The organism is Prevotella nigrescens, from assembly GCF_031191185.1.
Taxonomy (GTDB): Bacteria; Bacteroidota; Bacteroidia; order Bacteroidales; family Bacteroidaceae; genus Prevotella; species Prevotella nigrescens.
The window spans coordinates 1,370,876-1,394,393 of sequence record NZ_CP133465.1 but is presented as its reverse complement, the minus strand read 5'-3'; the positions used below and the strand labels follow the sequence as shown (position 1 = coordinate 1,394,393).

Annotated in this window: 23 protein-coding genes and 2 pseudogenes; 15 read left to right on the top strand and 10 right to left on the bottom strand. The window is 37.3% G+C overall.

Annotation, left to right across the window (positions count from 1 at the left end; translation table 11 throughout):
- Positions 1-28: 28 nt before the first annotated feature.
- A complete protein-coding gene (locus RDV52_RS08155) occupies positions 29-724 on the bottom strand; it encodes a gliding motility-associated C-terminal domain-containing protein (protein ID WP_004366134.1) in 696 nt (231 codons plus the stop codon).
- A gap of 105 nt (positions 725-829) precedes the next feature.
- Between RDV52_RS08155 and RDV52_RS08150 the strand changes: the two genes are divergently transcribed.
- Genes RDV52_RS08150 through RDV52_RS08140 form a run of 3 tightly spaced genes read left to right on the top strand, consistent with a single transcriptional unit; the run spans position 830 to position 4,567 of the window.
- Positions 830-2,215 (top strand): LysM peptidoglycan-binding domain-containing protein, encoded by a 1,386-nt coding sequence (locus tag RDV52_RS08150; RefSeq protein WP_004366135.1) that lies wholly within the window; start codon positions 830-832, stop codon positions 2,213-2,215.
- 41 nt (positions 2,216-2,256) lie between these two features.
- Complete coding sequence (locus RDV52_RS08145; protein WP_004366136.1) at positions 2,257-3,006, top strand: porin family protein; 750 nt, start codon at positions 2,257-2,259, stop codon at positions 3,004-3,006.
- Between the two features lie 34 nt (positions 3,007-3,040).
- The gene (locus RDV52_RS08140; protein ID WP_004366137.1) at positions 3,041-4,567 is read left to right on the top strand and encodes a peptide MFS transporter; all 1,527 of its coding nucleotides are present in this window, start codon (positions 3,041-3,043) and stop codon (positions 4,565-4,567) included.
- 262 nt (positions 4,568-4,829) lie between these two features.
- On the opposite strand, the gene RDV52_RS08135 is transcribed toward RDV52_RS08140, so the two are convergent.
- The 5 genes and pseudogenes from RDV52_RS08135 to rfbC form a co-directional block, all read right to left on the bottom strand.
- Positions 4,830-5,684: an IS256 family transposase, variant Zn-binding type gene (locus tag RDV52_RS08135; RefSeq protein ID WP_040557427.1), complete on the bottom strand. Its 855-nt coding sequence runs from the start codon at positions 5,682-5,684 to the stop codon at positions 4,830-4,832.
- A gap of 6 nt (positions 5,685-5,690) precedes the next feature.
- A pseudogene (locus RDV52_RS11280) lies at positions 5,691-5,738 on the bottom strand (hypothetical protein); the annotation flags it as partial.
- A gap of 303 nt (positions 5,739-6,041) precedes the next feature.
- Positions 6,042-7,289, bottom strand: coding sequence for a phosphoserine phosphatase SerB (gene serB, locus RDV52_RS08125; protein WP_004364395.1), 1,248 nt, complete (start codon positions 7,287-7,289; stop codon positions 6,042-6,044).
- A gap of 61 nt (positions 7,290-7,350) precedes the next feature.
- Complete coding sequence (locus RDV52_RS08120; RefSeq protein WP_004366138.1) at positions 7,351-8,139, bottom strand: DUF4738 domain-containing protein; 789 nt, start codon at positions 8,137-8,139, stop codon at positions 7,351-7,353.
- 18 nt (positions 8,140-8,157) lie between these two features.
- On the bottom strand, positions 8,158-8,709 hold the full coding sequence (gene rfbC, locus RDV52_RS08115) for a dTDP-4-dehydrorhamnose 3,5-epimerase (protein WP_040556778.1): 552 nt from the start codon (positions 8,707-8,709) through the stop codon (positions 8,158-8,160).
- 120 nt (positions 8,710-8,829) lie between these two features.
- Here rfbC and RDV52_RS11275 point away from each other — a divergent pair.
- Positions 8,830-9,014, top strand: a pseudogene (locus RDV52_RS11275) (IS66 family transposase); the annotation flags it as partial.
- A gap of 327 nt (positions 9,015-9,341) precedes the next feature.
- On the opposite strand, the gene mltG reads toward RDV52_RS11275, so the two are convergent.
- A complete protein-coding gene (gene mltG / locus RDV52_RS08110; protein ID WP_004366140.1) occupies positions 9,342-10,376 on the bottom strand; it encodes an endolytic transglycosylase MltG in 1,035 nt (344 codons plus the stop codon).
- Between the two features lie 309 nt (positions 10,377-10,685).
- Between mltG and RDV52_RS08105 the strand changes: the two genes are divergently transcribed.
- The 9 genes from RDV52_RS08105 to rplT all read left to right on the top strand — a co-directional run bounded on the left by RDV52_RS08105 (position 10,686) and on the right by rplT (position 17,178).
- A complete protein-coding gene (locus tag RDV52_RS08105; RefSeq protein WP_004366141.1) occupies positions 10,686-12,233 on the top strand; it encodes a sensor histidine kinase in 1,548 nt (515 codons plus the stop codon).
- A 32-nt stretch (positions 12,234-12,265) separates the two neighbouring features.
- Entirely contained in the window at positions 12,266-12,973 is a 708-nt protein-coding gene (gene rprY, locus RDV52_RS08100; protein WP_004364844.1) for a response regulator transcription factor RprY, read from the top strand.
- 342 nt (positions 12,974-13,315) lie between these two features.
- Positions 13,316-13,660: a 30S ribosomal protein S6 gene (rpsF, locus tag RDV52_RS08095; RefSeq protein ID WP_004364846.1), complete on the top strand. Its 345-nt coding sequence runs from the start codon at positions 13,316-13,318 to the stop codon at positions 13,658-13,660.
- Between the two features lie 2 nt (positions 13,661-13,662).
- Entirely contained in the window at positions 13,663-13,935 is a 273-nt protein-coding gene (gene rpsR / locus RDV52_RS08090; protein WP_004364847.1) for a 30S ribosomal protein S18, read from the top strand.
- Positions 13,936-13,951: 16 nt separating this feature from the next.
- Complete coding sequence (gene rplI / locus RDV52_RS08085) at positions 13,952-14,488, top strand: 50S ribosomal protein L9 (RefSeq protein WP_004366143.1); 537 nt, start codon at positions 13,952-13,954, stop codon at positions 14,486-14,488.
- A 96-nt stretch (positions 14,489-14,584) separates the two neighbouring features.
- Entirely contained in the window at positions 14,585-15,658 is a 1,074-nt protein-coding gene (locus RDV52_RS08080) for an AAA family ATPase (protein WP_004366144.1), read from the top strand.
- 129 nt (positions 15,659-15,787) lie between these two features.
- A complete protein-coding gene (gene infC / locus RDV52_RS08075; protein WP_004366145.1) occupies positions 15,788-16,486 on the top strand; it encodes a translation initiation factor IF-3 in 699 nt (232 codons plus the stop codon).
- 111 nt (positions 16,487-16,597) lie between these two features.
- Positions 16,598-16,795 (top strand): 50S ribosomal protein L35, encoded by a 198-nt coding sequence (gene rpmI / locus RDV52_RS08070; protein WP_004364852.1) that lies wholly within the window; start codon positions 16,598-16,600, stop codon positions 16,793-16,795.
- 38 nt (positions 16,796-16,833) lie between these two features.
- On the top strand, positions 16,834-17,178 hold the full coding sequence (gene rplT, locus RDV52_RS08065; RefSeq protein WP_004364853.1) for a 50S ribosomal protein L20: 345 nt from the start codon (positions 16,834-16,836) through the stop codon (positions 17,176-17,178).
- 91 nt (positions 17,179-17,269) lie between these two features.
- Here the strand turns inward: rplT and RDV52_RS08060 are convergent, their stop codons facing one another.
- On the bottom strand, positions 17,270-19,423 hold the full coding sequence (locus RDV52_RS08060) for a Tex family protein (RefSeq protein WP_004366146.1): 2,154 nt from the start codon (positions 19,421-19,423) through the stop codon (positions 17,270-17,272).
- Positions 19,424-19,756: 333 nt separating this feature from the next.
- On the opposite strand from RDV52_RS08060, the gene RDV52_RS08055 reads away from it, so the two are divergent.
- Positions 19,757-20,116, top strand: coding sequence for a hypothetical protein (locus RDV52_RS08055; RefSeq protein WP_004366147.1), 360 nt, complete (start codon positions 19,757-19,759; stop codon positions 20,114-20,116).
- A 226-nt stretch (positions 20,117-20,342) separates the two neighbouring features.
- Here the strand turns inward: RDV52_RS08055 and RDV52_RS08050 are convergent, their stop codons facing one another.
- Positions 20,343-21,914: an Rne/Rng family ribonuclease gene (locus RDV52_RS08050; RefSeq protein ID WP_004366149.1), complete on the bottom strand. Its 1,572-nt coding sequence runs from the start codon at positions 21,912-21,914 to the stop codon at positions 20,343-20,345.
- A 270-nt stretch (positions 21,915-22,184) separates the two neighbouring features.
- Complete coding sequence (locus RDV52_RS08045) at positions 22,185-22,463, bottom strand: HU family DNA-binding protein (protein WP_004363409.1); 279 nt, start codon at positions 22,461-22,463, stop codon at positions 22,185-22,187.
- Between the two features lie 180 nt (positions 22,464-22,643).
- Here RDV52_RS08045 and coaW point away from each other — a divergent pair, with 180 nt between their 5' ends.
- Entirely contained in the window at positions 22,644-23,468 is an 825-nt protein-coding gene (gene coaW / locus RDV52_RS08040; protein WP_004363410.1) for a type II pantothenate kinase, read from the top strand.
- Positions 23,469-23,518: the final 50 nt, after the last annotated feature.

The following is a 23,518-nucleotide window of genomic DNA, read 5'->3' as shown; positions in this document are numbered from 1 at the left end:
TGTATTAGTTAATTTATAAGACTACTATTTAGTTCGTTTGAGTAGTAGTCTCATTGTATCCACGCAATAAATTTACATCTTTCTTAATATGGAATTTCCTCCCATCTGCCCCCGTTGCCTTCACATTTACAAAATAAACTCCTTGTGCAACAGGCTTTCCATTGAAAGTTCCATCCCAGCCTTCATTAGGATCTCTCCATTCAAAAAGTTTTTGTCCCCATCTGTTAAAGATAATTGCATGGAAATCCACAATACTTTTAAAACCTTTCTTGGCTTTATAGACATCGTTTATTCCATCACCATTAGGAGAAAAGGCATTAGGAAAAGAAAGCTCACTCTCACTTATAGATATGGTTATAGGGTCATAAATATTTACGGTATCGTTATCTAAGATTTCGTATAAACAAACTCGAAATGAACCTGCTGTCGTAAAAGTATATTGTGTATCTTGTTCATAACGAATTAAAAAAGCATTATTTCGTTTACCTTGCTCTAAGAAATGCCATTCGAAATGAGTACCATTGGGCAAATTTATAGTAGGATTTGCTACAAAATTGACAGATAGTGGAGCTGAACCAGAAAATCCTTGTGTCGAATTTATCGTCTCAGGCCTCCCATTTTCTCCAATATACGTCCCATAAGGTTCGCAAGATTGAGAGAATACATTAGTGGCGAGTAAAAATAAAACCACTATTAAAGATATTTTATTAAAATATGGCTGCATAATCTTCTTATTTCTGCAAAAATACAAAAATTCTATCGACAAAAAGCAAATAGTAAATAGTTTTTGTTATCTTTGCAAAGTTTTAAATTCAGAAATATACAAATTATGAAGCACTATTATAGATACTTATTCTTATTGTTTACTTTATTTCTCACTATTCAGATCTCTGCACAAACTACTATATGGAGAGATATTCATAAAGTAAAGAAGAAAGAAACGATATTCGGAATAGCGAAAGATTATGGAGTTAGTATTCAAGAACTTATCGATGCAAACCCAGAAATGAAGCAGGAAGGATACGAGCTTAAAAAAGGAAGCTGGATCTTTGTTCCCTATGCTAAAGAGAATGACAAAAAATACATATCTAATGTAGCAAACAGCACAAACGATAAGAAAAAGTCCATAATAGTTAATTCCACAGCAACAGGAACTAATGTAATCCGAATAGGAGTAATGTTACCTTTACATAGAGAAGATGGTGATGGACTAAGAATGGTAGAGTATTATAGAGGTATTCTACTTGCCTTAGAACAAATGAAGCAAGAAGGTATAAATACTGATGTTCATGCATGGAATGTGCCAAAAGAATCCAATATTACAACGACATTACTCGATAAGAATGCTCCAACTTTAGATATTATTTTTGGACCACTTTATTCTAACCAGGTAAAAACTTTGGGCGATTTTTGCCAACACAACAATATAAAAATGGTAATACCTTTTTCTATCGAATCAAAAGAAGTTGAAACCAATCCTTGTATATTTCAAGTGTATCAAGATAATAGCCGTTTGAACAGGAAGGCAATTGCTTGTTTCTTTGAACGTTTTCAGAAAACACATCATCCTGTCTTTATTAATTGTAATGATATTGATAGTCAAGTAGGAATCTTTACTAACGGTTTAAGGAAACAACTTGAATTAGCGAAGATACGTTATAGTATTACGAACTTAAATACTCCACAAGTTGATTTTGCGAAACAATTCAGTACATCTCAGCCTAATGTGGTTATTATAAACTCTGAGAAAAGTCCTTACCTGAATAAAGTCTTTGAAAAGTTAGACCTATTAAGAAAGGCTAATCCAAATATTAATATCTCGATGTATGGCTATAACGAATGGTTCATGTATCAGGATTATAACATTGACAATTATTTTAAATACGATGTCTACATTCCATCTACCTATTATTATAATAAGGTAGCAAAGAGAACCGAAGCGTTAGAAAAGCAATATATCAACAAATATGATGAACCAATGAAGAATTCATATATCCCTCGTTTTGCAATTGTTGGATATGATCAGGCACAATTCTTCATTAGAGGTATTAGAAATAAAGGCAAAAACTTTAAAGGAACGAATACCGAGGTTAATTACGCTCCATTACAAACAAGATATAATTTTGAACGCATCGGGAATGGTGGGTATATCAATAAGCATTTTCAGTTGGTACACTTTAAAACTAATAAGACTATGGAGAACTTAGTTTATTAGTTTTTAATACCTTAATAAAAGAATAGAAACAGTTAAAAGCTATGAACAGAGGGGTAATAACAGCATTGCTTATACTTTTCCCACTATTGATAAATGCACAGGTGGGAGACTACCGTAATAATTTCTCCATAGGTGGTAATGCTGGCTATGCATTATCAAATGTAGGATTCGATCCTAAAGTATCACAGTCTCTGCATGGTGGTATTACTGCTGGATTAAGTTTAAGATATGTATGCGAAAAGTATTTCAACACTATCTGTTCAATCTATGGCGAAATAAACTATGTTTCGGCAGGTTGGAAACAAGATATACGAACTTCTTCAGATAAGTCGGTTATCAATGTGAATGGTTCTATAGAGAAGTACTCACGGACGTTAAATTATTTGCAAATACCTGTTTTTGCACATTTAGCGTGGGGACGAGAACAAGATGGTTTTAATTTCTTTGTTCAGGCAGGACCGCAGATTGGTATCTTACTGAACGAAACAACAGCTAAGAACTACGAAACACCAAACCTATCGAAAGACGGCACTGGAAGAAGCAACACCATTGTAAAACAAGAATCCATGCCCGTAGAAAGGAAATTCGACTACGGTATTGCAGCTGGTTTAGGTGCAGAATGGAGTATTCGCCACTTAGGACATTTCCTCATAGAGGCACGCTATTACTATGGCTTGGGCAATATATACGGCAATACAAAACAAGATTTCTTTGGAAAATCCAACAACAGCAATATAATTGTCAAAACAACATATCTGTTCGATATAACAAAAAGTAAAAACAACAAATAAAATCAATTAATAACAAAATTAAAACTTTAAAATTATGTTCGAAGGACAACCTAAAAGTCTTTATGCATTGGCTTTAGCCAACACAGGAGAGCGATTTGGTTACTACACCATGATTGCAGTCTTTGCCCTTTTCCTTAGAGGAAACTTCGGCCTCGAGCCTGGTACAGCAGGAGCTATTTATAGCACCTTTCTTGGATTAGTCTACTTCTTACCACTGGTTGGTGGTATTATGGCAGACAAGTTCGGTTATGGTAAGATGGTTACGACTGGTATTATGATTATGTTCATTGGATACCTTTGTTTAGCCATTCCATTGGGAACGAGCACAGTTGCTTTCTCTAGTATGCTAGCTGCCCTGCTTTTAATTTCGTTGGGTACTGGCTTGTTTAAAGGAAACTTACAAGTAATGGTGGGTAATCTTTACGATGCTCAGGGAATGGAAAGTAAACGCGATTCAGGTTTCTCCATTTTCTATATGGCAATTAATATAGGTGCATTGTTTGCTCCTACTGCTGCTGTGAAAATTCATGATTGGGGAGTAAAATCATTACACATGGATCCTAACTCTGCTTATCATTTGGCATTTGCCGTTGCTTGCGTCTCACTAATCCTTTCTATTGCAATCTATTATGCTTTCCGTCCAGGGTTTAAACATTTAGAGGGTAGTGCTAAGAAAAAAGTTGAAAAAGCTGGTGCTGCTACAGCAGAAGAGCTTTCGCCTGCTGAGACAAAAGAACGTATCATAGCACTCTGCCTTGTTTTTGCTGTTGTAATCTTCTTCTGGATGGCATTCCACCAGAACGGTCTTACTCTTACTTACTTTGCCGACGAGTTTGTACAACCTACCGCAGAAGGTGCTCAGAGCATGGTGTTTGATGTGATTAACCTCTTTATGGTGATTGTCATTGTTTATGCTGGATTTGCATTCTTCGGTGCCAAGACGGGTAAAGCTAAAGGAATTTCAGCACTCGTTATCCTCGCTGCATTGGCTGTAATAGCTTATAAATACAGTGCTGTGGAAGGCAGTGTGGCTGTCAGTGCTCCTATTTTCCAGCAGTTCAACCCATTCTATGTTGTAGCCCTCACACCTGTCAGCATGGCTATCTTTGGCGCACTTGCCCGCAAGGGTAAAGAACCGTCAGCTCCTCGCAAAATAGCTTACGGTATGCTGATTGCTGGTTGCGGCTTCTTGGTGATGTTGCTCGCTTCTATGGGACTTAACTCTCCTGATGTACAGAAGGCAGCTGCAGAAGGTGCAAAGACATTTGCATCTCCGAACTGGCTCATCGGTACTTACCTTGTTCTTACTTTCGGTGAGTTGTTGCTCAGCCCTATGGGTATCTCATTCGTATCAAAGGTTGCTCCTCCAAAGTACAAGGGTGCAATGATGGGCGGCTGGTTCGTAGCAACAGCCTTAGGTAACCTCCTCGTTAGTGTTGGTGGTTTCCTTTGGGGCGACCTTCCATTAACGGTTGTATGGAGCGTGTTCATCGTGCTCTGTGTCCTTTCTGCCATCTTCATGTTTGCAGTAATGGGCAAACTTGAGAAAGTAGCGAAGTAGGAAAATCAATATAATTGGAATGACGTATCGAATAGATTGTTTCGATACGTCATTTTTTCCATCTTTCTTAAGGTGAGTTCGTCGATTTGCAATTATTTGTAAATAGGGCAATGCTGATACCCCACTTATAGGGGTATAAAGATGGTTTCAGGTAAGATGAGACAACCGATAATTTCGTTGAATCCACATTATTTTAGGCGTAATGGACATTTGGTAGGCTGAAAACCTCACGTGTTTTAGTAATGGACATTTGGTAGGCTGTTCATTCCAGCCTACTTTTTGTATTTATGAATCCATCTATAAACTTCTTCTTGTTAGCTTTATTCAATCCATTATGATTATGTAGTGCCCTTTTAAGCTGTGAGTTAAATCCTTCCAATAGATTTGTTGTATTAGGAATTTGTAATTCTGTATAATCCTCATACGTATAGAGCCATTTAAGATGAGTCTTAACAGAACGTCTTGCAGTTCTCAGTCTTCTATGTGTATAGGTCGTCTTGCCAGAGATTAGAAGAGTTCGTTCGTCTAGAAACTCTTTCCATTGTTCACACCATTTCTCAAAAGCTGTTATAAACTCTTCTTTTCCCAAAGAGAACATACTTCTCATTAAAGTTAATAGTTCAACGCCTGCAGGTAAATGTGGATTGTTAGTAAGAAGCCTTCTAACTATTTGGAATTGGTGGAACTGACACATTTGTACGGGACAGAAACTTATAGCTTGTAAAAGTCCCATGTGTCCATCACATACCACTGCTTTTATTGTAGTTCCACGCTTCGCAATATACCGAAGTCCATCAAGATAATCCTTATTAGTTTCGTTCTTAACAAACTTGCGATAAAGTATTTTACCTGATGATGCGTCCTGGAAAAGCATCACGCCAAATGTCTTGGAAAAGTAAGTTGTATCTATTATTATTACTGCAGATTTGGGGTAAGTAGCAGTAAAACTATCCACCACTAAACTTAACCTACGTCGTATGGTTCGTTCTGAGCATTTATAAAGAATGGATAGGTCTGAAATTGTTCCATTTGCAGCAAGATAGTCATTCCAGAGAGACACATTATCCATACGTAAACCACCTTGGAATTGCCTACCACAATCCCTGCAAAGATACATCTGAACATTACGTCGATGACCATTCTTTTTAACATTTGAGCTGTTGCAGAATATACAGTTTTTTTATTCATAGGTTTTCAAATGCTGCAAAGGTAGTAAATAAAAGCGTTCTGTGAGGTTTCAGCCTACCAAATGTCCATTACGCCTTATTTTATTTTCATAAAACCCAGTATATAAATCTTTTACAACTATTTGTTTGATTTAGTCTAATTTTGTTTATTAACTTGAAATAAGGTAGATGTAGGAGACAATATCTCAAATTGTCTAATAGATAAGGGGAAGAACTAAAAAAGTGTACCAAAGATTTAACTTTAATACACCTTCATATATGGGTTGCCGTTTAGTAGAGAAGTCGATTTACAATCTACCAGCCTCTCCCAGATAACTGTCCTTGAATCCTAAGAAGTAGAGTACACCATCGAGTCCGATTGTGCTAATGTTTTGGTCGGCATTTTCTCGTACGCGTGGTTTTGCATGGAATGCTATTCCTAATCCTGCTTCTGCAAGCATCGGTAGGTCGTTAGCTCCATCGCCTACAGCAATAGTTTGCTCTAAGTTTACCTTTTCTACCTGCGCAATAAGTTTCAATAGTTCAGCTTTTCTGCGCCCATCTACTATTTCGCCTACGAAGTTTCCCGTTAATTTATTGTTTTCATCTATTTCTAATTCGTTGGCATAGACATAATCAATATTGTACTTTCGTTGTAAGAATTCACCAAAGAATGTAAATCCTCCACTAAGAATAGCGATTTTATAGCCACAATTCTTTAAGACCATCATTAAACGATCCACTCCTTCGGTTATTGGAAAGCTGTCTGCAATATCTTGCATTACACTCGCATCAAGTCCTTTAAGCAGTGCAACACGTTCCTTAAAGCTCTCTTTGAAATCTATTTCTCCGCGCATTGCACGTTCAGTAATTCTTTTTACTTCGTTGCCTACTCCTGCTCTCTTTGCCAATTCGTCGATACACTCAGTCTGAATAAGAGTAGAGTCCATATCAAAGCATATAAGGCGACGCATACGTCTATACATATTATCTTTCTGCAAGGAGAAGTCAATGCCTTGCTCCTGACTCATCTTCATTAAATCTGCTTGCATCTGGACATAATCGTTAGGCGTACCACGAAGTGAAAATTCTATACAAGCACGAACATTATGACTTTCCCTCTTTATGCTCTGACGACCCGTAAGACGCACAATAGAGTCAATGTTCATACCTTGAATGGCAATCACCTTTGTAGTAGCTTCTATATTTTCTGCTGAAAGCGAGCGACCTATAATTGTTAAGATATATCGGTTCTTTCCTTGTTGGTTTACCCAGTTTTCGTATTCGTCGTCTGCAATGGGCGAGAACCCGATGTTTACTCCCAATTCAGTAGCTTTAAAAAGTAAATCTTTCATTACTTTACCCGAATTGTCCTCGTTTGTTCTGATAAGAATTCCGAGTGAAAGCGTTGCATGAATATCTGCCTGACCAATATCGAGAATCCGTGCATCGTACTTTGCCAATATTCCCATTATCGATGCAGTTAGTCCTGGTCTATCTTGTCCTGTAACTCTAACTAAAATTTGTTCTTCCTGAATGTTTCTTTTATCTTTCATAATTCATTTATTTTATATGGGGCATAGGTGGGAGTTCCGAATAGTCTTCTCCGCTATTTGTCTACCTCATTTTCATAGCCAATTTGCCATCTGCCGTTATCTTGACCGCAATGACATAACTTGTAGAGGCATCTGGAATACCGATGACTGCATCGAAATATAGAGCCTTGGCATCGGCATGGTTGAACTCGAACCTGCGCAAGATACTCTTCTCTAAAAAAGCCTTATCGATAAGTGAAGCAAACTCCTGTTTTCTAAACTCGTGTGAGTAGACTGTTTTCTTCTGATTAGAAATTACAAGAGAGGCAGCATTATCGAGGTATGCATTGTCTACCTCTATGCCATTTTCATTATAAGTAGACTTTATAATCTTATCGGAGGTTGTTGCAACCGATATCTTAATATTGAAATAGCCTAAGTCTGTTCTTACCACCGTATCGGTTTCTGCATGCAGGAACGTGTTCATTGCATATACATGATAGCCGAACGATGCACGCAGGTCTTTGTCCCTACTCTTCACGAGGCGCACTTCTTCGCCGTTATCATTTATAAAGGTGAAGGAATTTTCCGATTGTTTCTCTATCTTGTATTCATTCCTGCTCTGTCCTTTCAGATAGAAGGAGTCTTTGTAAATCCAAAAACGCACGGGTATGCTGCCCGAATCGGGATAAAAGACACTGTCGCCTTTGGCAAGCAAAGCCGGTTCGCCATTATCGTCAGACACCCAAAGACCTTGAAACAGTTCTTTTGCCTTCGTATCTTCAACAACAGGTTCGCCTTGTTTGGAATTACCGAAACACCCAGCAAGAAGCAGACAAAGAAAGATTAAGCAGAAACTGTTTTGTTTCATTATCCGTTTTATTAGCCATTAAAAGAGGACAGCCTTATCCCAGGCAACAGCCCGGTTCAAGTCTTTATCGGAAGTAACAACTTCTTTCATATCGATAGGCCAGTTTATTCCGATAGTCTCATCATTCCATCTAAGACTTACTTCACTTTGTGGAGCATAAATATTATCTACCTTATAAGTAAATACAGCTTCATCTGATAGTACAAGGAAACCATGTGCAAACCCGCGCGGCATAAAGAACTGGCGTTTGTTCTCTTCCGACAGCTCAACCATGACGTATTTGCCCAGCGTAGGTGAATCTTTTCGTAAGTCTACAGCCACATCAAGCACTCTTCCTTTTAGCACACGTACTAATTTAGCTTGTGAGTATTCGCCTTTTTGATAATGAAGCCCACGGAGTACACCAAAGTTTGATTTCGATTCGTTATCTTGAATGAACTCTACGTGATATCCAATATGCTCGTCAAAGTCTGCTTGTTTCCACACTTCGTAAAAGTATCCACGGTTATCACTAAACACTTTTGGTTCTATAACCCAAACACCTTCAATGCCAGTCTTTTTATATTCCATATCTTTCTTGTAATAGTATTTTGTATTTGCAAAGTTACGAAAAGATATTGGATTGCAAAGCAAAACATTTATTTATTAACGTTTTATGCTAAAGGAGCACTTTATAATAATGTAGGGATTTATATCTTCAACTTCTTAGAAGAACCCATGATACCTTCTGATAACAATGCAAGCGAAAGAGGAATCTGAAAACTCAAAATAAATCAGAAGATACCAGGAACTTTTAGAGCAGACAAAGGAGCAGACGCCCTCTTTGCCATACACACTCTATTGCTGATACTGCGTGGAATAAAGGTAGTGTCTAAAAAGCTCGCTACTGCCTGTGTAGTTGGAAATAATTTCCGAAATTTGTAATTGTGTAAGTTCCATCTTCTGTTATTTTTTACTTTATTCAAAGATAAAGAAAATGTGGGCTTACACACTTTTCAAGACAGTACCCAGGAACATACAAATAGATACGAAGGTAATTAACTGTAAATCATTATAACAGGACATTTTTAAGGGACGACTATGTAGATAAATGTTAGGAAGTCTATGATGTCTTCTTATAAAAAATCAGTCAACTATTTCCTCAATTTCAGTCGACTGATTTTTTATCTTGTACAAAGCGATAGTTTTAAATACATATTCCTCTATTCTATACCTCTGTCAGTTAACGCCTTGGCATATTTTGCAGCATTTACGGAATGTTCCTCGTAAGTTTCTGCAAAGTTGTGCGTTCCACTGAAATCTTCCTTGGCACACATATATAAATAGTTATGGTGCACATAGTTTAAAACAGCATCGATGGCAGCAACTGTAGGAATGCGAATTGGGCCGGGAGGAAGTCCTTTATATTTATATGTATTATAAGGACTGTCATAGTTTAACCATTTATGGTAAATGCGATGAGCTTCGAATTTACCAAGTGCAAACTTTACTGTCGGGTCGGCTTGCAAAGGCATGTTCCTTCGCAGACGATTGATATACATTCCTGCTATTTTAGGCATCTCACTTTCATTAGAGGTCTCTTCGTCTACAATACTTGCAAGTGTCATAACCTCTTCTTTATTTAGCCCATCGTTTTCAGCTTTCTTTGTACGGTCGAAATTCCAGAAGCGTTTATTCTCCTTATACATCTTCTCTAAGAAGTCGGATACAGTAGTGTTCCAATAGAAATCGTATGTGTTTGGAATAAACATGGCAATTATATTCTTTGGAGTGTAACCATACTTTCTGCACACAGATTCTGAAGTTAGCGAGTCCATTAGTTCCTTTCTCGAAAACGTAAGTTTCCTACTTACGTCTGTAGCTAAGTCTCCAAGTGTTCGTACAGACCGCAAAGTAATCGGGATTGAAGATTGCTTCCCGTTCCTGAAGTTACGGAACGTCATTAAAGCCCCCGATTTTCCTATTGTGTATCTACCTGGTCGGATATGATCTTTATACGAAAACAAAGTAGCAAGTAGTTTGAATGTCCATAAACTATGCTTGGTAGAAACCTTCTCTAATTTATGGTAGACAGAGTCTATATTGTCGTTGTGGTTGATAAATATATATTTCGTTTCTCCACTGTTCGACATTGAAGAGAAAAGGAGAAAACAGATAGATAAGACACCAATAACAATAATGCTACCTATAACTTCTATATTTTTACGATTGTGCTTATTACGTCTTGATTTTACCATACTATATAATTATTTGCGTGCAAAGGTAAACATTTTGACTGGATTTAATATTACTAACGCAATAAAAGTATGTCATTTTTGAGTTATCACCTAAACTGTTTCCCTATCTTGGCATATACTCTATTGATTTTTAGTAGATAAATGTCAATTAGAATTGGTATATACATTTAAAATAAATGAAATATCCCATAATAATTAACTTTCTATTGTTAATTTATTAATGGATATAGTATCTTTGTTCCGTCTAATATTACATAACGTAAGATTGGGACTGCATGGAAATAAATATGCAAATGTGTACGAAAAATTATGAATAAGAAAACGATTTGGACAATTGCTATAATAATGGGACTTTCGTTCCTTGCCCTTCTTCTGCTCCAACTCAATTATATTGAAGATATGGCGGAGATGAAGAAAGAGCAATTCGACGAATCTGTTAACCGTGCTCTTTATCAAGCATCGCGTAATATGGAACTTAACGAAACATTAAGGTTCTTAGAGAAAGATGTGAATAATAACGAATTGAAGAGCGCACGGCTCGATTCTTCTCAGCAAAAGAAAGAGGTAGTAGATGGAGGCGGAAGACAGAAAACAATTGACACTGACGATTCTTATTCTTCGTTCGAAGTAAAATTAGCGCAAAGCAATCCCTCTTTGCGTTCAAAAGCAACAATTCTGCGCAACGATACAGGAACTATTTCTGCAACTAAACGTAGAATGCAAGAAGTTGTGAGAAATCGTTATGTTTATCAAAAGGCCTTATTAGAAGAAGTTGTTTATAATATTCTTTATTCCGCATCAGACAAGCCTTTGAACGAGCGAATAAACTTTAAGATGCTCGATCAAGATTTAAAAGCAGAAATGATGAATAATGGAATTAATATTCCATATCATTTCTCCGTATATACACAAGATGGACGTGAAGTTTACAGATGTCCGGACTACATTAGCGATGGAGAAGGCAACAGTTATTCGCAAGTTCTTTTTCGGAATGACCCTCCAAACAGAATGGGCGTAGTAAAAGTACATTTTCCTGACATGAATAGCTATATATTCTCAAGTGTACGTTTTATGATTCCATCTATCATCTTTACAATGGTATTATTGGTAACGTTTATTTTTACAATTGTCATAATATTCAGACAGAAGAAGTATTCGGAAATAAAGAATGATTTTATAAATAACATGACGCATGAGCTAAAGACACCAATAGCAAGTATCTCTTTAGCTGCACAGATGATGAACGATAAAGGACTGGTCAAGTCGCCTAAAATGATAGAACATCTTGGTGGAGTAATAACTGATGAGACGAAACGGCTACGCTTCTTGGTAGAGAAAGTTCTTCAGATGAGTATGTACGATAGTAAGAAAGCTGTATTGAAAAAGAAGTATGTAGATTTAAATGAGATGGTTGAGACCATTGCTCATTCGTTTACATTGCGCGTAGAACATACAGGAGGGAAGGTTTATACGGAAATAGATGCAATAGATTCCAAAATGTATGTAGACGAAATGCACTTTCAGAATGTGATATTCAATCTGTTGGACAATGCTGTCAAATATGCAAAAGCTGACCAGCCACTGAATGTGTATTTGAGAACTTGGAATACAAATGACCATCTTTATTTAACAATACGAGATACAGGACAAGGAATAAAGAAAGAAAATTTAAAGAAAATCTTTGAGAAATTCTATCGTGTACATACAGGCAATCTACATAATGTAAAGGGATTCGGATTAGGATTAGCCTACGTTAAAAGAATGATAGACTTACACGAAGGTGAGATAAAAGTAGATAGTGAATATGGGAAAGGAACAAAATTTACGATTATATTACCTGTGTTATTAGATAAATAAGTATGATAATATTTTAATAAAGGAGAAACAATATGGAAGAAAAGTTCAAAATTTTGTTGTGTGAAGATGATGAGAATCTCGGAACACTGTTGAGTGAGTATTTACAAGCTAAGGGTTATCAAGCAGATTTGTGTCCTGATGGAGAAGTTGGATATAAGACTTTCCTAAAAAACAAATATGACATCTGTGTACTCGATGTAATGATGCCTAAGAAAGACGGATTTACATTGGCACAAGAAATTCGCCAAACAAATGCAGAAATCCCAATAATATTCTTGACAGCCAAGCAGCTGAAAGAAGATATTCTTGCTGGTTTTAAGATAGGAGCAGATGATTATATAACGAAACCTTTCTCAATGGAAGAATTGGTATTCCGTATTGAAGCCATTCTTCGCCGCGTACGAGGTAAGAGAACAAAAGAATCAACGCTTTATCAAATTGGCCGTTTTACTTTTGATACACAAAAGCAGTTACTTACCCTTGATAATGATCCCGAAAAAGCAACAAAACTAACAACGAAAGAAAATGAATTGTTGGCTTTGCTTTGTGCACACTCCAATGAAATACTGCAACGTGATTATGCTTTAAAAACAATCTGGATAGACGACAACTACTTCAATGCACGCTCAATGGATGTCTATATTACTAAATTACGTAAACATCTGAAAGCAGATGACCAAATAGAAATTATAAACATTCATGGCAAAGGATATAAACTTATCGTACCAGACGAAGAATAAATAAAGAAAAAGCTCAATGGATAATCTCCTTTGAGCTTTTTACTTGATTCTTGTGCATCATCATATACGCTTTTCCAGTTCCACATGAGCGATAGCACCAACTATTACCAAGGCTAACCCAGAAAAAAGCAGGCTGTTTCCTTTTATATTAAATATAATGTGAATGGCAAACAATGCAAGCCCTGCCAATACCGAAATTAATCCTAAATATTTGACATATCCTTTCATAGAATACAAAAGTACGAAAAACATTTGGTTACTTCATAAAAAAACAGTACTTTTGCACCGCATTTCGAAATACGAGGTGTATGTTTTTTATAAATTAATTATTTAACAAGTAGAATGAATCAATACGAAACCGTTTTCATTTTGACTCCCGTTTTGTCTGATGAACAGATGAAGGAAGCGGTCGCTAAATTCAAGAAACTGCTCACAGATAATGGAGCTGAAATCTTGAACGAGGAGATTTGGGGTCTTAAAAAATTGGCTTACAACATTCAGAAGAAATCATCAGGTTTCTACGCTATGTTGGAGTTTAATGCTGACCCTTCAGTTGTAAGAACTCTCGAAACAGGATTCCGCCGTGACGAGAAAGTTATTCGTTTTATAACCATCAAGCAAGATAAATATTCTGCAGCATACGCTGAGAAACGTCGTGCAAAATGGGCAGCAGTAAAGGAGGCTTAATTATGGCAGAACAGAAAAAGACAGAAATCCGCTATTTGACCGCTCCATCAATTGATACAAAGAAAAAGAAGTATTGTCGTTTTAAAAAGAGTGGTATAAAATATATCGACTACAAGGATGGAGAGTTTCTTAAAAAATTCTTAAACGAACAAGGGAAGATTCTTCCTCGTCGTATCACAGGTACATCTTTGAAGTATCAGCGTCGTGTAGCACAAGCTGTTAAGCGTGCTCGTCAGATTGCCTTGCTTCCATACGTAACCGATTTGATGAAATAAAAAGGAGGCTAAAGATATGGAAATCATACTGAAAGAAGATATTATAGGACTTGGTTATAAGAACGATATCGTAAATGTAAAAGGTGGATATGGTCGTAACTACCTTATTCCAACAGGAAAAGGTGTAATTGCATCATCTTCTGCTAAAAAGCAATTAGCCGAGAATTTGAAGCAACAAGCTGCAAAGATTGCTGCAAAAAAGGCTGAGGCAGAAAAGCGTGCTGCACAACTTGAAGGCATAGAATTAGTAATTGCTGCTAAAGTTTCTGCTACAGGTGTAACTTATGGTTCAGTGAATACGGCAATTGTAGCCGAGGAATTGGCCAAGAAAGGTATTGAAATTGATCGTAAGATTATCACGATGCGTGATATAAAGAAAGTTGGAACTTTCGAAGCAACAATCCATTTCTTTAAGGATGTAGAGGTTAAATTGCCTGTCATTGTTGTAGCAGAAAATCAACCAGAACCTAAAGTGAAAGAGGTTGAAGAAACTATTGATACTCCTACAGAAGAGGTTGATGTAGTGGAAGAGGAAATTTCAACAGCTGAATAAAATAAATTCTCGATAGAGAGTTTGCGTGGATTTACTTGAAATATATCATAGAATTATCCCTTTCATCTTTTTTAAGGTGTTAGGGATTTTTTGTTTATGAAGACAATTGTACTAACAGGCGGACCTTGTGCTGGTAAAACAACCGCTTTAGTTAAAATAATGGAACACTTTTCTAGTATTGGTTACAAAGTGTTTATAATTCCTGAACTTCCAACCTTATTCCTACAAGCAGGAATGGACTATCTTACCAACAATAAGGATCTTTTTTATGAAGGAGAAAAAGCTACTTTGGAGATGCAAATAGCTTTAGAAGATAAATTCCAGCATATGTCAAGAACTATAAAGCAGCCTGTTCTTATTGTATGCGACCGAGGTGCGATGGATATCTCTGCTTATATGAAGCCATCGCTTTGGAATCAGATAATATCCGACGTAAATACGAATAACGAAAAGTTGCGTTCTCGTTATGATGCAGTTTTACACTTGGTAAGTGCGGCAGATGGGGCTGAACAATTTTACACAACCGCCACAAATAAAAAACGAACAGAAGGTATCGAATTAGCGCGCGTACTTGATAAAAAAGTTATAAATGCTTGGTCTGAACACCCACATCTACGTGTAATAAATAATCATGAAGATTTTGAGACCAAACTCGAAAGAGTGTTACAGGAGATTTCTGATGTACTGGAAATCCCTCGGCAAGCTGTTGAAGAGCGAAAATATATTATACGACTGAAAGGTGATATTCCAGAGGCTATAATAAGTGAGATAACACAGACCTATCTGACTTCTGAACCATGTAGTGAAGTTCGATTGAGACGACGAGTTCTAAATGGACTCTCTGTCAATGTTCATACAACAAAGAAGACATTGTCTAATAATGAACAGGTTGAGACTGAACGACAAATTGACAATAACTTGTATGAATCATTACTTAGGCAGGCTGATCCTTATCGGCAAACTATCCATAAAATTCGTCAGACATTCATTTGGAAAGGACAGTTCTTCGAATTGGATACCTTTACACATCCATATAAAGGATTACAGATATTAGAAACAAAAGGTATAATGAAGCACGAAGATATTATCTTCCCCCCATTTATAGAAGTAGTTGAAGATATTACGGGAGTAAAAAAATATTATAATTACAACTTAGCTCTTAAAAAATAAATATTTCTTCGAAATGAAACGAAATATAATTGTAATAAGAAATAAAAGTAGGGTAAAATTTGGTTAGTCATTGTAAAATCAGTAACTTTGCAGGCGTTTAATTGAAATATAAAACTATATTATAGTTGAATGAAAAATGACAAAATGAAGTTTCAGTACCGTGTGAATGAACAAATTCATGCACGAGAAGTACGTGTGGTAAGTGAAGGTAATGCAGAAGTAATGTCTACTCGTCAGGCATTAGACATTGCTCGTAAAGAAGGTGTAGACCTTGTTGAAATATCTCCTAACGCACAGCCTCCTGTTTGTCGTATCATTGACTATTCAAAATTCCTTTACCAGCAGAAGAAACATCAGAAAGAGATGAAACAAAAGCAGGTAAAGCAAGACATTAAAGAAATACGTTTCGGACCTCAGACTGATGAGCACGATTACCAATTTAAGTTGAAGCATGCACAAGAGTTCCTTAACGAAGGTAATAAAGTCCGGGCATATGTATTCTTTCGTGGACGTTCGATTCTATTTAAGGAACAAGGTGAAGTCTTGTTATTACGTTTCGCCAACGATTTGGAAGAGCTTGCAAAAGTAGAACAATTGCCTAAGCTTGAAGGAAAAAAGATGTTTCTTTATCTATCTCCGAAGAAAGCTGGTATAACAAAGAAGAGTCAACAGCGTAGAGATCGTGAAGAAGCCGCTGGTGCAGCTAAAAAAATTGAGACAAGTAAGAATGAAAATGGCAATATAGAAAGCAAAGGGAATGTTGATAACAATCTTTTTGCCAATGCGAAGAATGGATTTGCTGCGCTTGACAAACTTAAGAATGAATAAGAAAAACTTGATGCATCTTTGGAATAAGGTGCAGATAGTGCCTGTGCGTAACGTCCTGGTATATACGTTGCCACAGATGAATATAAATAATAATTTTAACAATTAAGAAAAATGCCAAAACAGAAAACAAACTCTGGAGCAAAGAAAAGATTTAGCTTCACAGGTACGGGCAAGGTAAAGCGTAATCATGCTTACCACAGTCACATCTTGACTAAGAAGACAAAGAAACAAAAGAGAAATCTTGTACACAGTACTCTTGTGGACAGTAGCAACATGAAACAGGTGCGAGACCTGTTAAATCTACGTTAATAAACATTAGTCAAACAAATTAAAAGGAAAGAAAAACTATGCCAAGATCAGTAAATCATGTTGCTTCTAAAGCAAGAAGAACAAGAATTCTTAAGAAGACAAAAGGATACTACGGTGCACGCAAGAACGTTTGGACCGTCGCTAAGAATACCTATGAGAAAGGTTTGACTTATGCCTACCGTGATCGTCGTAACAAGAAACGTACATTCCGTGCTCTTTGGATTCAACGTATAAATGCAGCAGCGCGTCTTTACGATATGAGCTATAGCCAGTTGATGGGTGCACTGCATAAAGCAAACATAGAAATAAATCGTAAGGTTCTTGCTGACCTCGCTGCCAATAGTCCTGAAGCATTCAAGGCAATTGTAGAGAAGGTTAAGTAATTAATACTTATAGACTAAATAGAAAAGGTTGCAAGTAGAAAGATTTGCAACCTTTTTTTAGTTTATTGTTCCGATGGTTTAAAAACGTGTGTTATTGTTCTACATTCTTCATACTCAATCCTATTCTGTTTCGCTTAAAGTCTACTTGTTTAACTTTGACACGCACGCGTTGATGCAAATGTACAATAGCATTGGGGTCGGAAACAAACTTATTGCTTAACTGCGAGATATGAATAAGACCATCTTGGTGAATACCTATATCCACAAAGACACCAAAGTTGGTGATGTTTGTTACGATTCCAGACAATTCCATTCCTTCTTTAAGGTCGTCGATTGTATGAACAGAAGTGTCGAACTCAAACTCTTCCAACTGTTCGCGTGGGTCGCGCCCAGGTTTCTCCAACTCTTGCAGAATATCGTTCAGTGTTGGCAGACCTACTTCTGTTGAGACATAGTGCCTTAAATCGATGTGCTTAATCCTTTCTTTGTTGTTGATGAGTTCACTAACGTTGCAGCCTTGGTCTTTTGCCATAGCCTCAACAATGTGATAGCTTTCGGGGTGTACAGCCGAGTTGTCGAGTGGATTCTTCGCATTTGGTATTCGCAAGAAACCTGCACTTTGCTGGAATGCTACTGCTCCGAGACGAGGTACTTTCTTCAATTGCGTGCGCGAAGTGAAAGCACCATGCTCTTTTCTATAATCAACAATATTCTGTGCTAACAAGGCTCCTAATCCGCTGACATACATTAGAAGGTGTTTCGAGGCAGTATTAAGGTTTACTCCTACTTGGTTTACACAATTTTCCACGGTTCGATCTAACGAATGTCTTAGCTTTGTCTGGTCTACATCGTGCTGATATTGCCCCACGCCAATGCTTTTCGGGTCTATTTTCACCAATTCGGCTAATGGGTCTATTAATCTTCGTCCTATGGAAACAGCTCCTCGTGTCGTTACGTCTTCATTCGGAAATTCCTCTCGTGCAATGGAAGAAGCAGAATAGATTGATGCTCCGTCTTCGCTTACAACAAACACTTTCGGTGTATCTTTCCCTTCTTCGGATAAGTGTGCCAGGCAGTCGGTTATGAATTCTTTCGATTCACGGCTTGCTGTTCCGTTTCCTATTGCAATTGCTTCAATGTGGTATTGGTTTATCATTCGCAACATAGCTACTGTAGCCTGTGCGTAGAGTCGTTTTGGTGGATGCGGATAAATAATTTCATGATGCAACAAATTACCCTGTGCGTCTAAACATGCTATTTTGCAACCATTGGCAAAACCAGGATCAAGTGCCAGAACACGCTTCTGACCGAGTGGGGCAGCCAGCAACAGCTGGCGCAAATTCGCGGAAAACACCTCAATAGCTTCCTTGTCGGCCCGCTCTTTGCTTAGTCCTGCAAACTCGTTTTCTATACTTGGGTTGATTAAACGCTTGAAACTATCTTCAACGGCTTCAGCTACTAAAGCCTGACAAGCTCCCCTACCGTGTACGAACTGTCGCCTCAGGCGTTCAATGCATTCTTCCCCATCAATCGAAATGCCTACACGCAATATTCCTGCGGCTTCGCCTCGCCTCATAGCCAATAGCCGATGGCTGTTGCAACGTCGCAATGGCTCGGAGAAATTGAAGTAGTCTGAAAACCTCTGTGCCTCGTCCGTATCTTCTACTTTCTTTATCACCCTCGAAGAAATCACGGCTTCGCGTTTGTAAGTACTTCGCACTGTATTGCGTGCCTGCTGATTTTCGCTTACCATTTCGGCAATAATATCCTTTGCGCCTTGCAGTGCAACAGTCTCGTTCTCCACGTCACCCCTCACAAAACGTTTGCTTGCAGCCGTTGGGTTCTGCTCTCTTTGCATCAGCAGCAGCGTTGCCAGTGGTTCAAGTCCTTGCTCGCGCGCAATCTGCGCTTTGGTTCTTCGCTTTGGTTTAAAAGGCAAATACAAATCTTCCAACACTGCATTGTCCCAGCAATTCACTATCCTGCTCTCCAGTTCCTTGGTAAGTTTTCCTTGTTCGCCTATTGTTTTCAGAATAGTTCCCTTGCGTTTGTCGGTTTCTGCCAGACGCTCATTCATTTCCGCAATATGCGTAATTTGCAGTTCGTCAAGATTTCCTGTGCGCTCCTTTCGGTATCTTGCAATGAAAGGAATGGTGCAACCTTCGTCCAGTAAATTTAATGTTGCCGCAACAATCTTCTCAGACAAATTGAGCGTTTGTGCAATATATTTCGTGTATGTGTTCATCTTTTATGATTTTTGGTTTCCGCAAATTTACATAGAAATATTGACAATCTGCTGTGTTTAATCATACTAAATCACATTAAAGCTATATTTTTTACCAAAGTATAATGTAACAATGATTGGATAATAATCTTACACAATTATAAAACAGACCATTAAGATTATATATTGGTTGTTTCATCTTATCTGAAACCACTTTACTGTTACACTGTTTATAATAAAAACTGTGGCGATTTATAATTATGATTTTTAAAACCATAATTACAAAATTATTTTTTTAAATGATAATTTTCCATACTGCAAATTACAACGTGGCGAACAATCTGTTTTGATAACTTGTTAGATGCCGACGACAATATTCTTATAAGATACAGAAACGATTCGGTTGTTATTGCCAATCATTATGCAAAGGAAATACAAGAGAGCAAAAATCGCTGGATAGAGAAAAAAGTTAATCAATTAACGGAACAAGACCTGAAATGGATGCCTTACCGTTTTTACTTTGATGTAATAGATAAAAAAGTTGCTGTGTATGTACTTCGTATAAAGCTTACGAATGGGAAAATAATATGGAATATTTGCAATGCAGGCTTACTGCCAAGATCTGCCCATGCAAAACAAGACATCTATAAGAAGCTGAAACGAATAGAGCTACGAAGCGGCGAGAAAGAGAAAAAACATTTAGTTATGCCTTAAGGATAAATTAAAAGTAGGGGCACAACTTGCTATTCTGGGCTATAACGACAGCAAATTGTGTCTTTTATTTGTCAACATAGTTGTAGTTTTTCCTTTATCTGAACATACTATACAATACTGTCAGAATAAAAAAGATGTTGCATCATTGCGATACAACATCTTCTTTTATGGTTCTTTCATTATCTTTTTAGTACTCTGCAAGTAGTCTTGTAACTTAAAACTGCTTTTACAGTTTGTCGTTCTTGTCCTTCATGTCAATAAACTGACGTTTGTTGTCGTAAAATTCGTACTGCATGAAAGCTAGTTTTTGTGATGGGACTATTCTGACGCCCAAGCCGTATTTTAATTGCCACCTCATTTTTATGGAAACTATGCCCTTGTTGATATAAGCAGCAACATATGGATGCACATGTAGATAGAACTTCTTTATGCCAATCTTCTCTACGAGCTGTTCAATCTTGCGTTCAAGCAAGTCGGTAAATAGTAGACTTGAGCGTATCTTGCCGGTTCCAAAACAAGTTGGACAGTCTTCTGCAACATCAACATCCATAGCAGGACGGACTCTTTGGCGTGTTATCTGCATCAAACCGAATTTGCTCAATGGTAAAATGTTATGCCGAGCACGATCTTTTTGCATCGCTTTGCACATGCGTTCGTAAAGCATCTGTCGGTCTTCCGCCAAGTTCATGTCAATAAAGTCAACAACAATAATTCCCCCCATATCTCTTAGTCGAAGTTGACGAGCTATTTCGTCGGCTGCACCAAGATTTGTATCGAGAGCATTTTGTTCTTGTTCTTTTTCCTTCGTTCTGTTCCCACTATTCACGTCAACAACGTGCATGGCTTCGGTATGTTCAACGATAATGTAGCATCCGTGTCCGTAATTTATTGTTTTCCCAAAGCTCGACTTAATTTGTTTTGTTACATTGAAATTGTCGAAGATAGGAACTTTTCCTGTATACTTCTTTACTATGTTTGCTTTTTCAGGAGCAATGAGAGTAACATAGTTTTTTACGGCGTTACATATTTCTTCGTCGTTTACATAAATATTCTCGTAGGTTGGATTGAAAAGATCGCGAAGCATGCCTACTGCACGGCCTTTTTCTTCAAAAACGAGCTGTGGTCGCTCCTGAGATTTTTGTACTTTTGTTATGGCATCTTGCCATCTTCCATACAAAAGCTTCATCTCAGCGTCGAGTTCTGCCACCCTTTTTCCTTGAGCCACAGTACGAACAATTACTCCAAAATTCTTAGGGCGAATGCTTTGTATAAGTTGCTTTAAGCGAGCACGTTCTTCTCCACTTTTTATTTTGGTAGAAACGTTTACTTTATCTCCGAAAGGAATGAGCACAATATAGCGCCCTGCAAAAGAAATTTCACCTGTCAGGCGTGGTCCCTTTGTAGAAATGGGTTCTTTTACTATTTGTACCATTACTTCCTGACCTACCTGAAGTATATTCTGAATACTGCTATCTTTTTGTAAGTCGGGTTGTTTACTGGCTTTTTGAATAGGATAAAGTTTTTTTCTATCGCTTTGTACCTGTTTGAGATATTTGGCAAAGGAGTTGAACTGACTTCCTAAATCAAGATAATGAAGAAATGCGTCGCGTTCATAGCCAACATCTACAAAGCAGGCATTAAGTCCTGGCATAAGTTTTTTAACTTTCGCAATGTAGATGTTTCCAACGGAGAAATTGGCCTCTCTTGGTTCGCGTTGGTATTCAACCAATCGTTTATCCTCAAGCAATGCAATCGAAATCTCTTTCGGTTGGGCATCAATTATTATTTCGCTTGTCATTTTCTTCTGTTTTATAAGCTTCTATAATGAGCTTACTTAAAGAAAGCGAGACGTGTCTCCGCCTCCAAGGGATAAGGAGTTTTTGTGCGTTGACATGCCCCGTTCTGTTGAAAGATTACATAAAAATCTTCGGGCCGTTATGGCTTATTTGCTCTTATGTCTGTTCTTTCTTAATCTCTTCTTACGCTTGTGCGTAGCCATTTTGTGTCCCTTTTTCTTCTTTCCGTTTGGCATAGCTTTAAATGTTTAAATTGTTTGTATCGTTTTTTCTTACTTTTTCATATCCTCAATAAAAGTCTTCGCCGGTTTGAAACTGGGGAAGTTATGCGCAGGGATAGTGATTGTTGTGTTCTTTGAAATGTTTCGTGCGGTTTTCTCTGCTCGATGCTTTATAATGAAGCTTCCAAAACCACGGAGATAGACATTTTCTTTCTTCTCCAACATGCTGTTCTTTATCGCATCCATAAAAGATTCCACAACTGCCGACACATCTTTCTTAGATATGCCAGTGGAAGACGCAATCCCATTGATGATATCTGCCTTTGTCATTTGTTCTGTTTATCTATAAATTTATACTTATCTTGTTATCTCATCATAACGGTGTGCAAAGATACTCATTTTCAGATAAATAGAGAAATATTTTTCGTTTTTTTTGCAAAAACTCTTTCATAAGGTGTTTAGCAATCTACTTTTTTTGTACCTTTGCTCAATAATAATATATAAGGTGTTATGAAAATTGCTATTGGAATTGATGTTGGAATATCGACGACAAAGATAGTTGGAATAAGAAATAAAGAAGTAGTACGTCCTTTGCGTATAAAAGCTACAGATCCTGTAACTTCTCTTTATGGTGCTTTTGGGAAGTATCTATACGACAATAAGATAGAACTGAATGATGTAGGAAAAGTCATGCTGACAGGTGTAGGTTCTGCTTATATAGATAAGCCTGTTTACGGTTTGCCTACAGAAAAAGCTGATGAATTTTTAGCCGATGGATTAGGTGCTCGATTTGAATCGAATCTAAATCGAATGATTGTTGTTTCAATGGGTACCGGCACTTCGCTTGTATTGTGTGACGAAGATGATATTCGGCATATTGGTGGAATAGGGATAGGAGGAGGTACTCTGAGTGGACTTTCTCGTTTATTGCTGAATACCGATGATATTCATCAGATTTCAGATTTAGCAAAGAAAGGGAACATAGGAAATATAAATCTACAAATCAGTGACATTTCTTCTAAACCTCTTCCAGGATTACCAATGAATGCAACTGCTTCGCTTTTTGCAAATGCATATGGTAATGCAAAAAATGAAGATGTTGCATTAGGTCTTATATGTCTGGTATTACAATCTATAGGCTCTGCATCTATCTTAAGTGCGTTAAATAGTGGGATTAAGAATTTTGTAATGATTGGTAATCTTTCGCGTTTACCTCAATGTAAAATTCTTTTCCCAATGATGGAACGTCTTTATAATGTCAATTTTATTATTCCTAAATATTCAGAATATTGTACTGCTATAGGTGCAGCTTTACAAGCCAGCAACGAATTATAATAAAATAAAAGCAGCTCGTGAAAGTAATAAATACTTTGAACGAGCTGGAC

Bases quoted from the DNA above. Each gene is read 5' to 3' on its own strand.
- rplT (WP_004364853.1), top strand. From the start codon at position 16,834: ATGCCAAGATCAGTAAATCATGTTGCTTCTAAAGCAAGAAGAACAAGA.
- rprY (WP_004364844.1), top strand. From the start codon at position 12,266: ATGGAAGAAAAGTTCAAAATTTTGTTGTGTGAAGATGATGAGAATCTC.
- RDV52_RS08150 (WP_004366135.1), top strand. From the start codon at position 830: ATGAAGCACTATTATAGATACTTATTCTTATTGTTTACTTTATTTCTC.
- RDV52_RS08105 (WP_004366141.1), top strand. From the start codon at position 10,686: ATGAATAAGAAAACGATTTGGACAATTGCTATAATAATGGGACTTTCG.
- rplI (WP_004366143.1), top strand. From the start codon at position 13,952: ATGGAAATCATACTGAAAGAAGATATTATAGGACTTGGTTATAAGAAC.
- infC (WP_004366145.1), top strand. From the start codon at position 15,788: ATGAAAAATGACAAAATGAAGTTTCAGTACCGTGTGAATGAACAAATT.
- serB (WP_004364395.1), bottom strand. From the start codon at position 7,289: ATGAAAGATAAAAGAAACATTCAGGAAGAACAAATTTTAGTTAGAGTT.
- RDV52_RS08060 (WP_004366146.1), bottom strand. From the start codon at position 19,423: ATGAACACATACACGAAATATATTGCACAAACGCTCAATTTGTCTGAG.
- mltG (WP_004366140.1), bottom strand. From the start codon at position 10,376: ATGGTAAAATCAAGACGTAATAAGCACAATCGTAAAAATATAGAAGTT.
- RDV52_RS08045 (WP_004363409.1), bottom strand. From the start codon at position 22,463: ATGACAAAGGCAGATATCATCAATGGGATTGCGTCTTCCACTGGCATA.
- rpmI (WP_004364852.1), top strand. From the start codon at position 16,598: ATGCCAAAACAGAAAACAAACTCTGGAGCAAAGAAAAGATTTAGCTTC.
- rpsR (WP_004364847.1), top strand. From the start codon at position 13,663: ATGGCAGAACAGAAAAAGACAGAAATCCGCTATTTGACCGCTCCATCA.
- RDV52_RS08155 (WP_004366134.1), bottom strand. From the start codon at position 724: ATGCAGCCATATTTTAATAAAATATCTTTAATAGTGGTTTTATTTTTA.
- RDV52_RS08050 (WP_004366149.1), bottom strand. From the start codon at position 21,914: ATGACAAGCGAAATAATAATTGATGCCCAACCGAAAGAGATTTCGATT.
- RDV52_RS08120 (WP_004366138.1), bottom strand. From the start codon at position 8,139: ATGAAACAAAACAGTTTCTGCTTAATCTTTCTTTGTCTGCTTCTTGCT.
- coaW (WP_004363410.1), top strand. From the start codon at position 22,644: ATGAAAATTGCTATTGGAATTGATGTTGGAATATCGACGACAAAGATA.
- rfbC (WP_040556778.1), bottom strand. From the start codon at position 8,709: ATGGAATATAAAAAGACTGGCATTGAAGGTGTTTGGGTTATAGAACCA.
- RDV52_RS08145 (WP_004366136.1), top strand. From the start codon at position 2,257: ATGAACAGAGGGGTAATAACAGCATTGCTTATACTTTTCCCACTATTG.
- RDV52_RS08140 (WP_004366137.1), top strand. From the start codon at position 3,041: ATGTTCGAAGGACAACCTAAAAGTCTTTATGCATTGGCTTTAGCCAAC.
- RDV52_RS08080 (WP_004366144.1), top strand. From the start codon at position 14,585: ATGAAGACAATTGTACTAACAGGCGGACCTTGTGCTGGTAAAACAACC.
- RDV52_RS08135 (WP_040557427.1), bottom strand. From the start codon at position 5,684: ATGTATCTTTGCAGGGATTGTGGTAGGCAATTCCAAGGTGGTTTACGT.
- rpsF (WP_004364846.1), top strand. From the start codon at position 13,316: ATGAATCAATACGAAACCGTTTTCATTTTGACTCCCGTTTTGTCTGAT.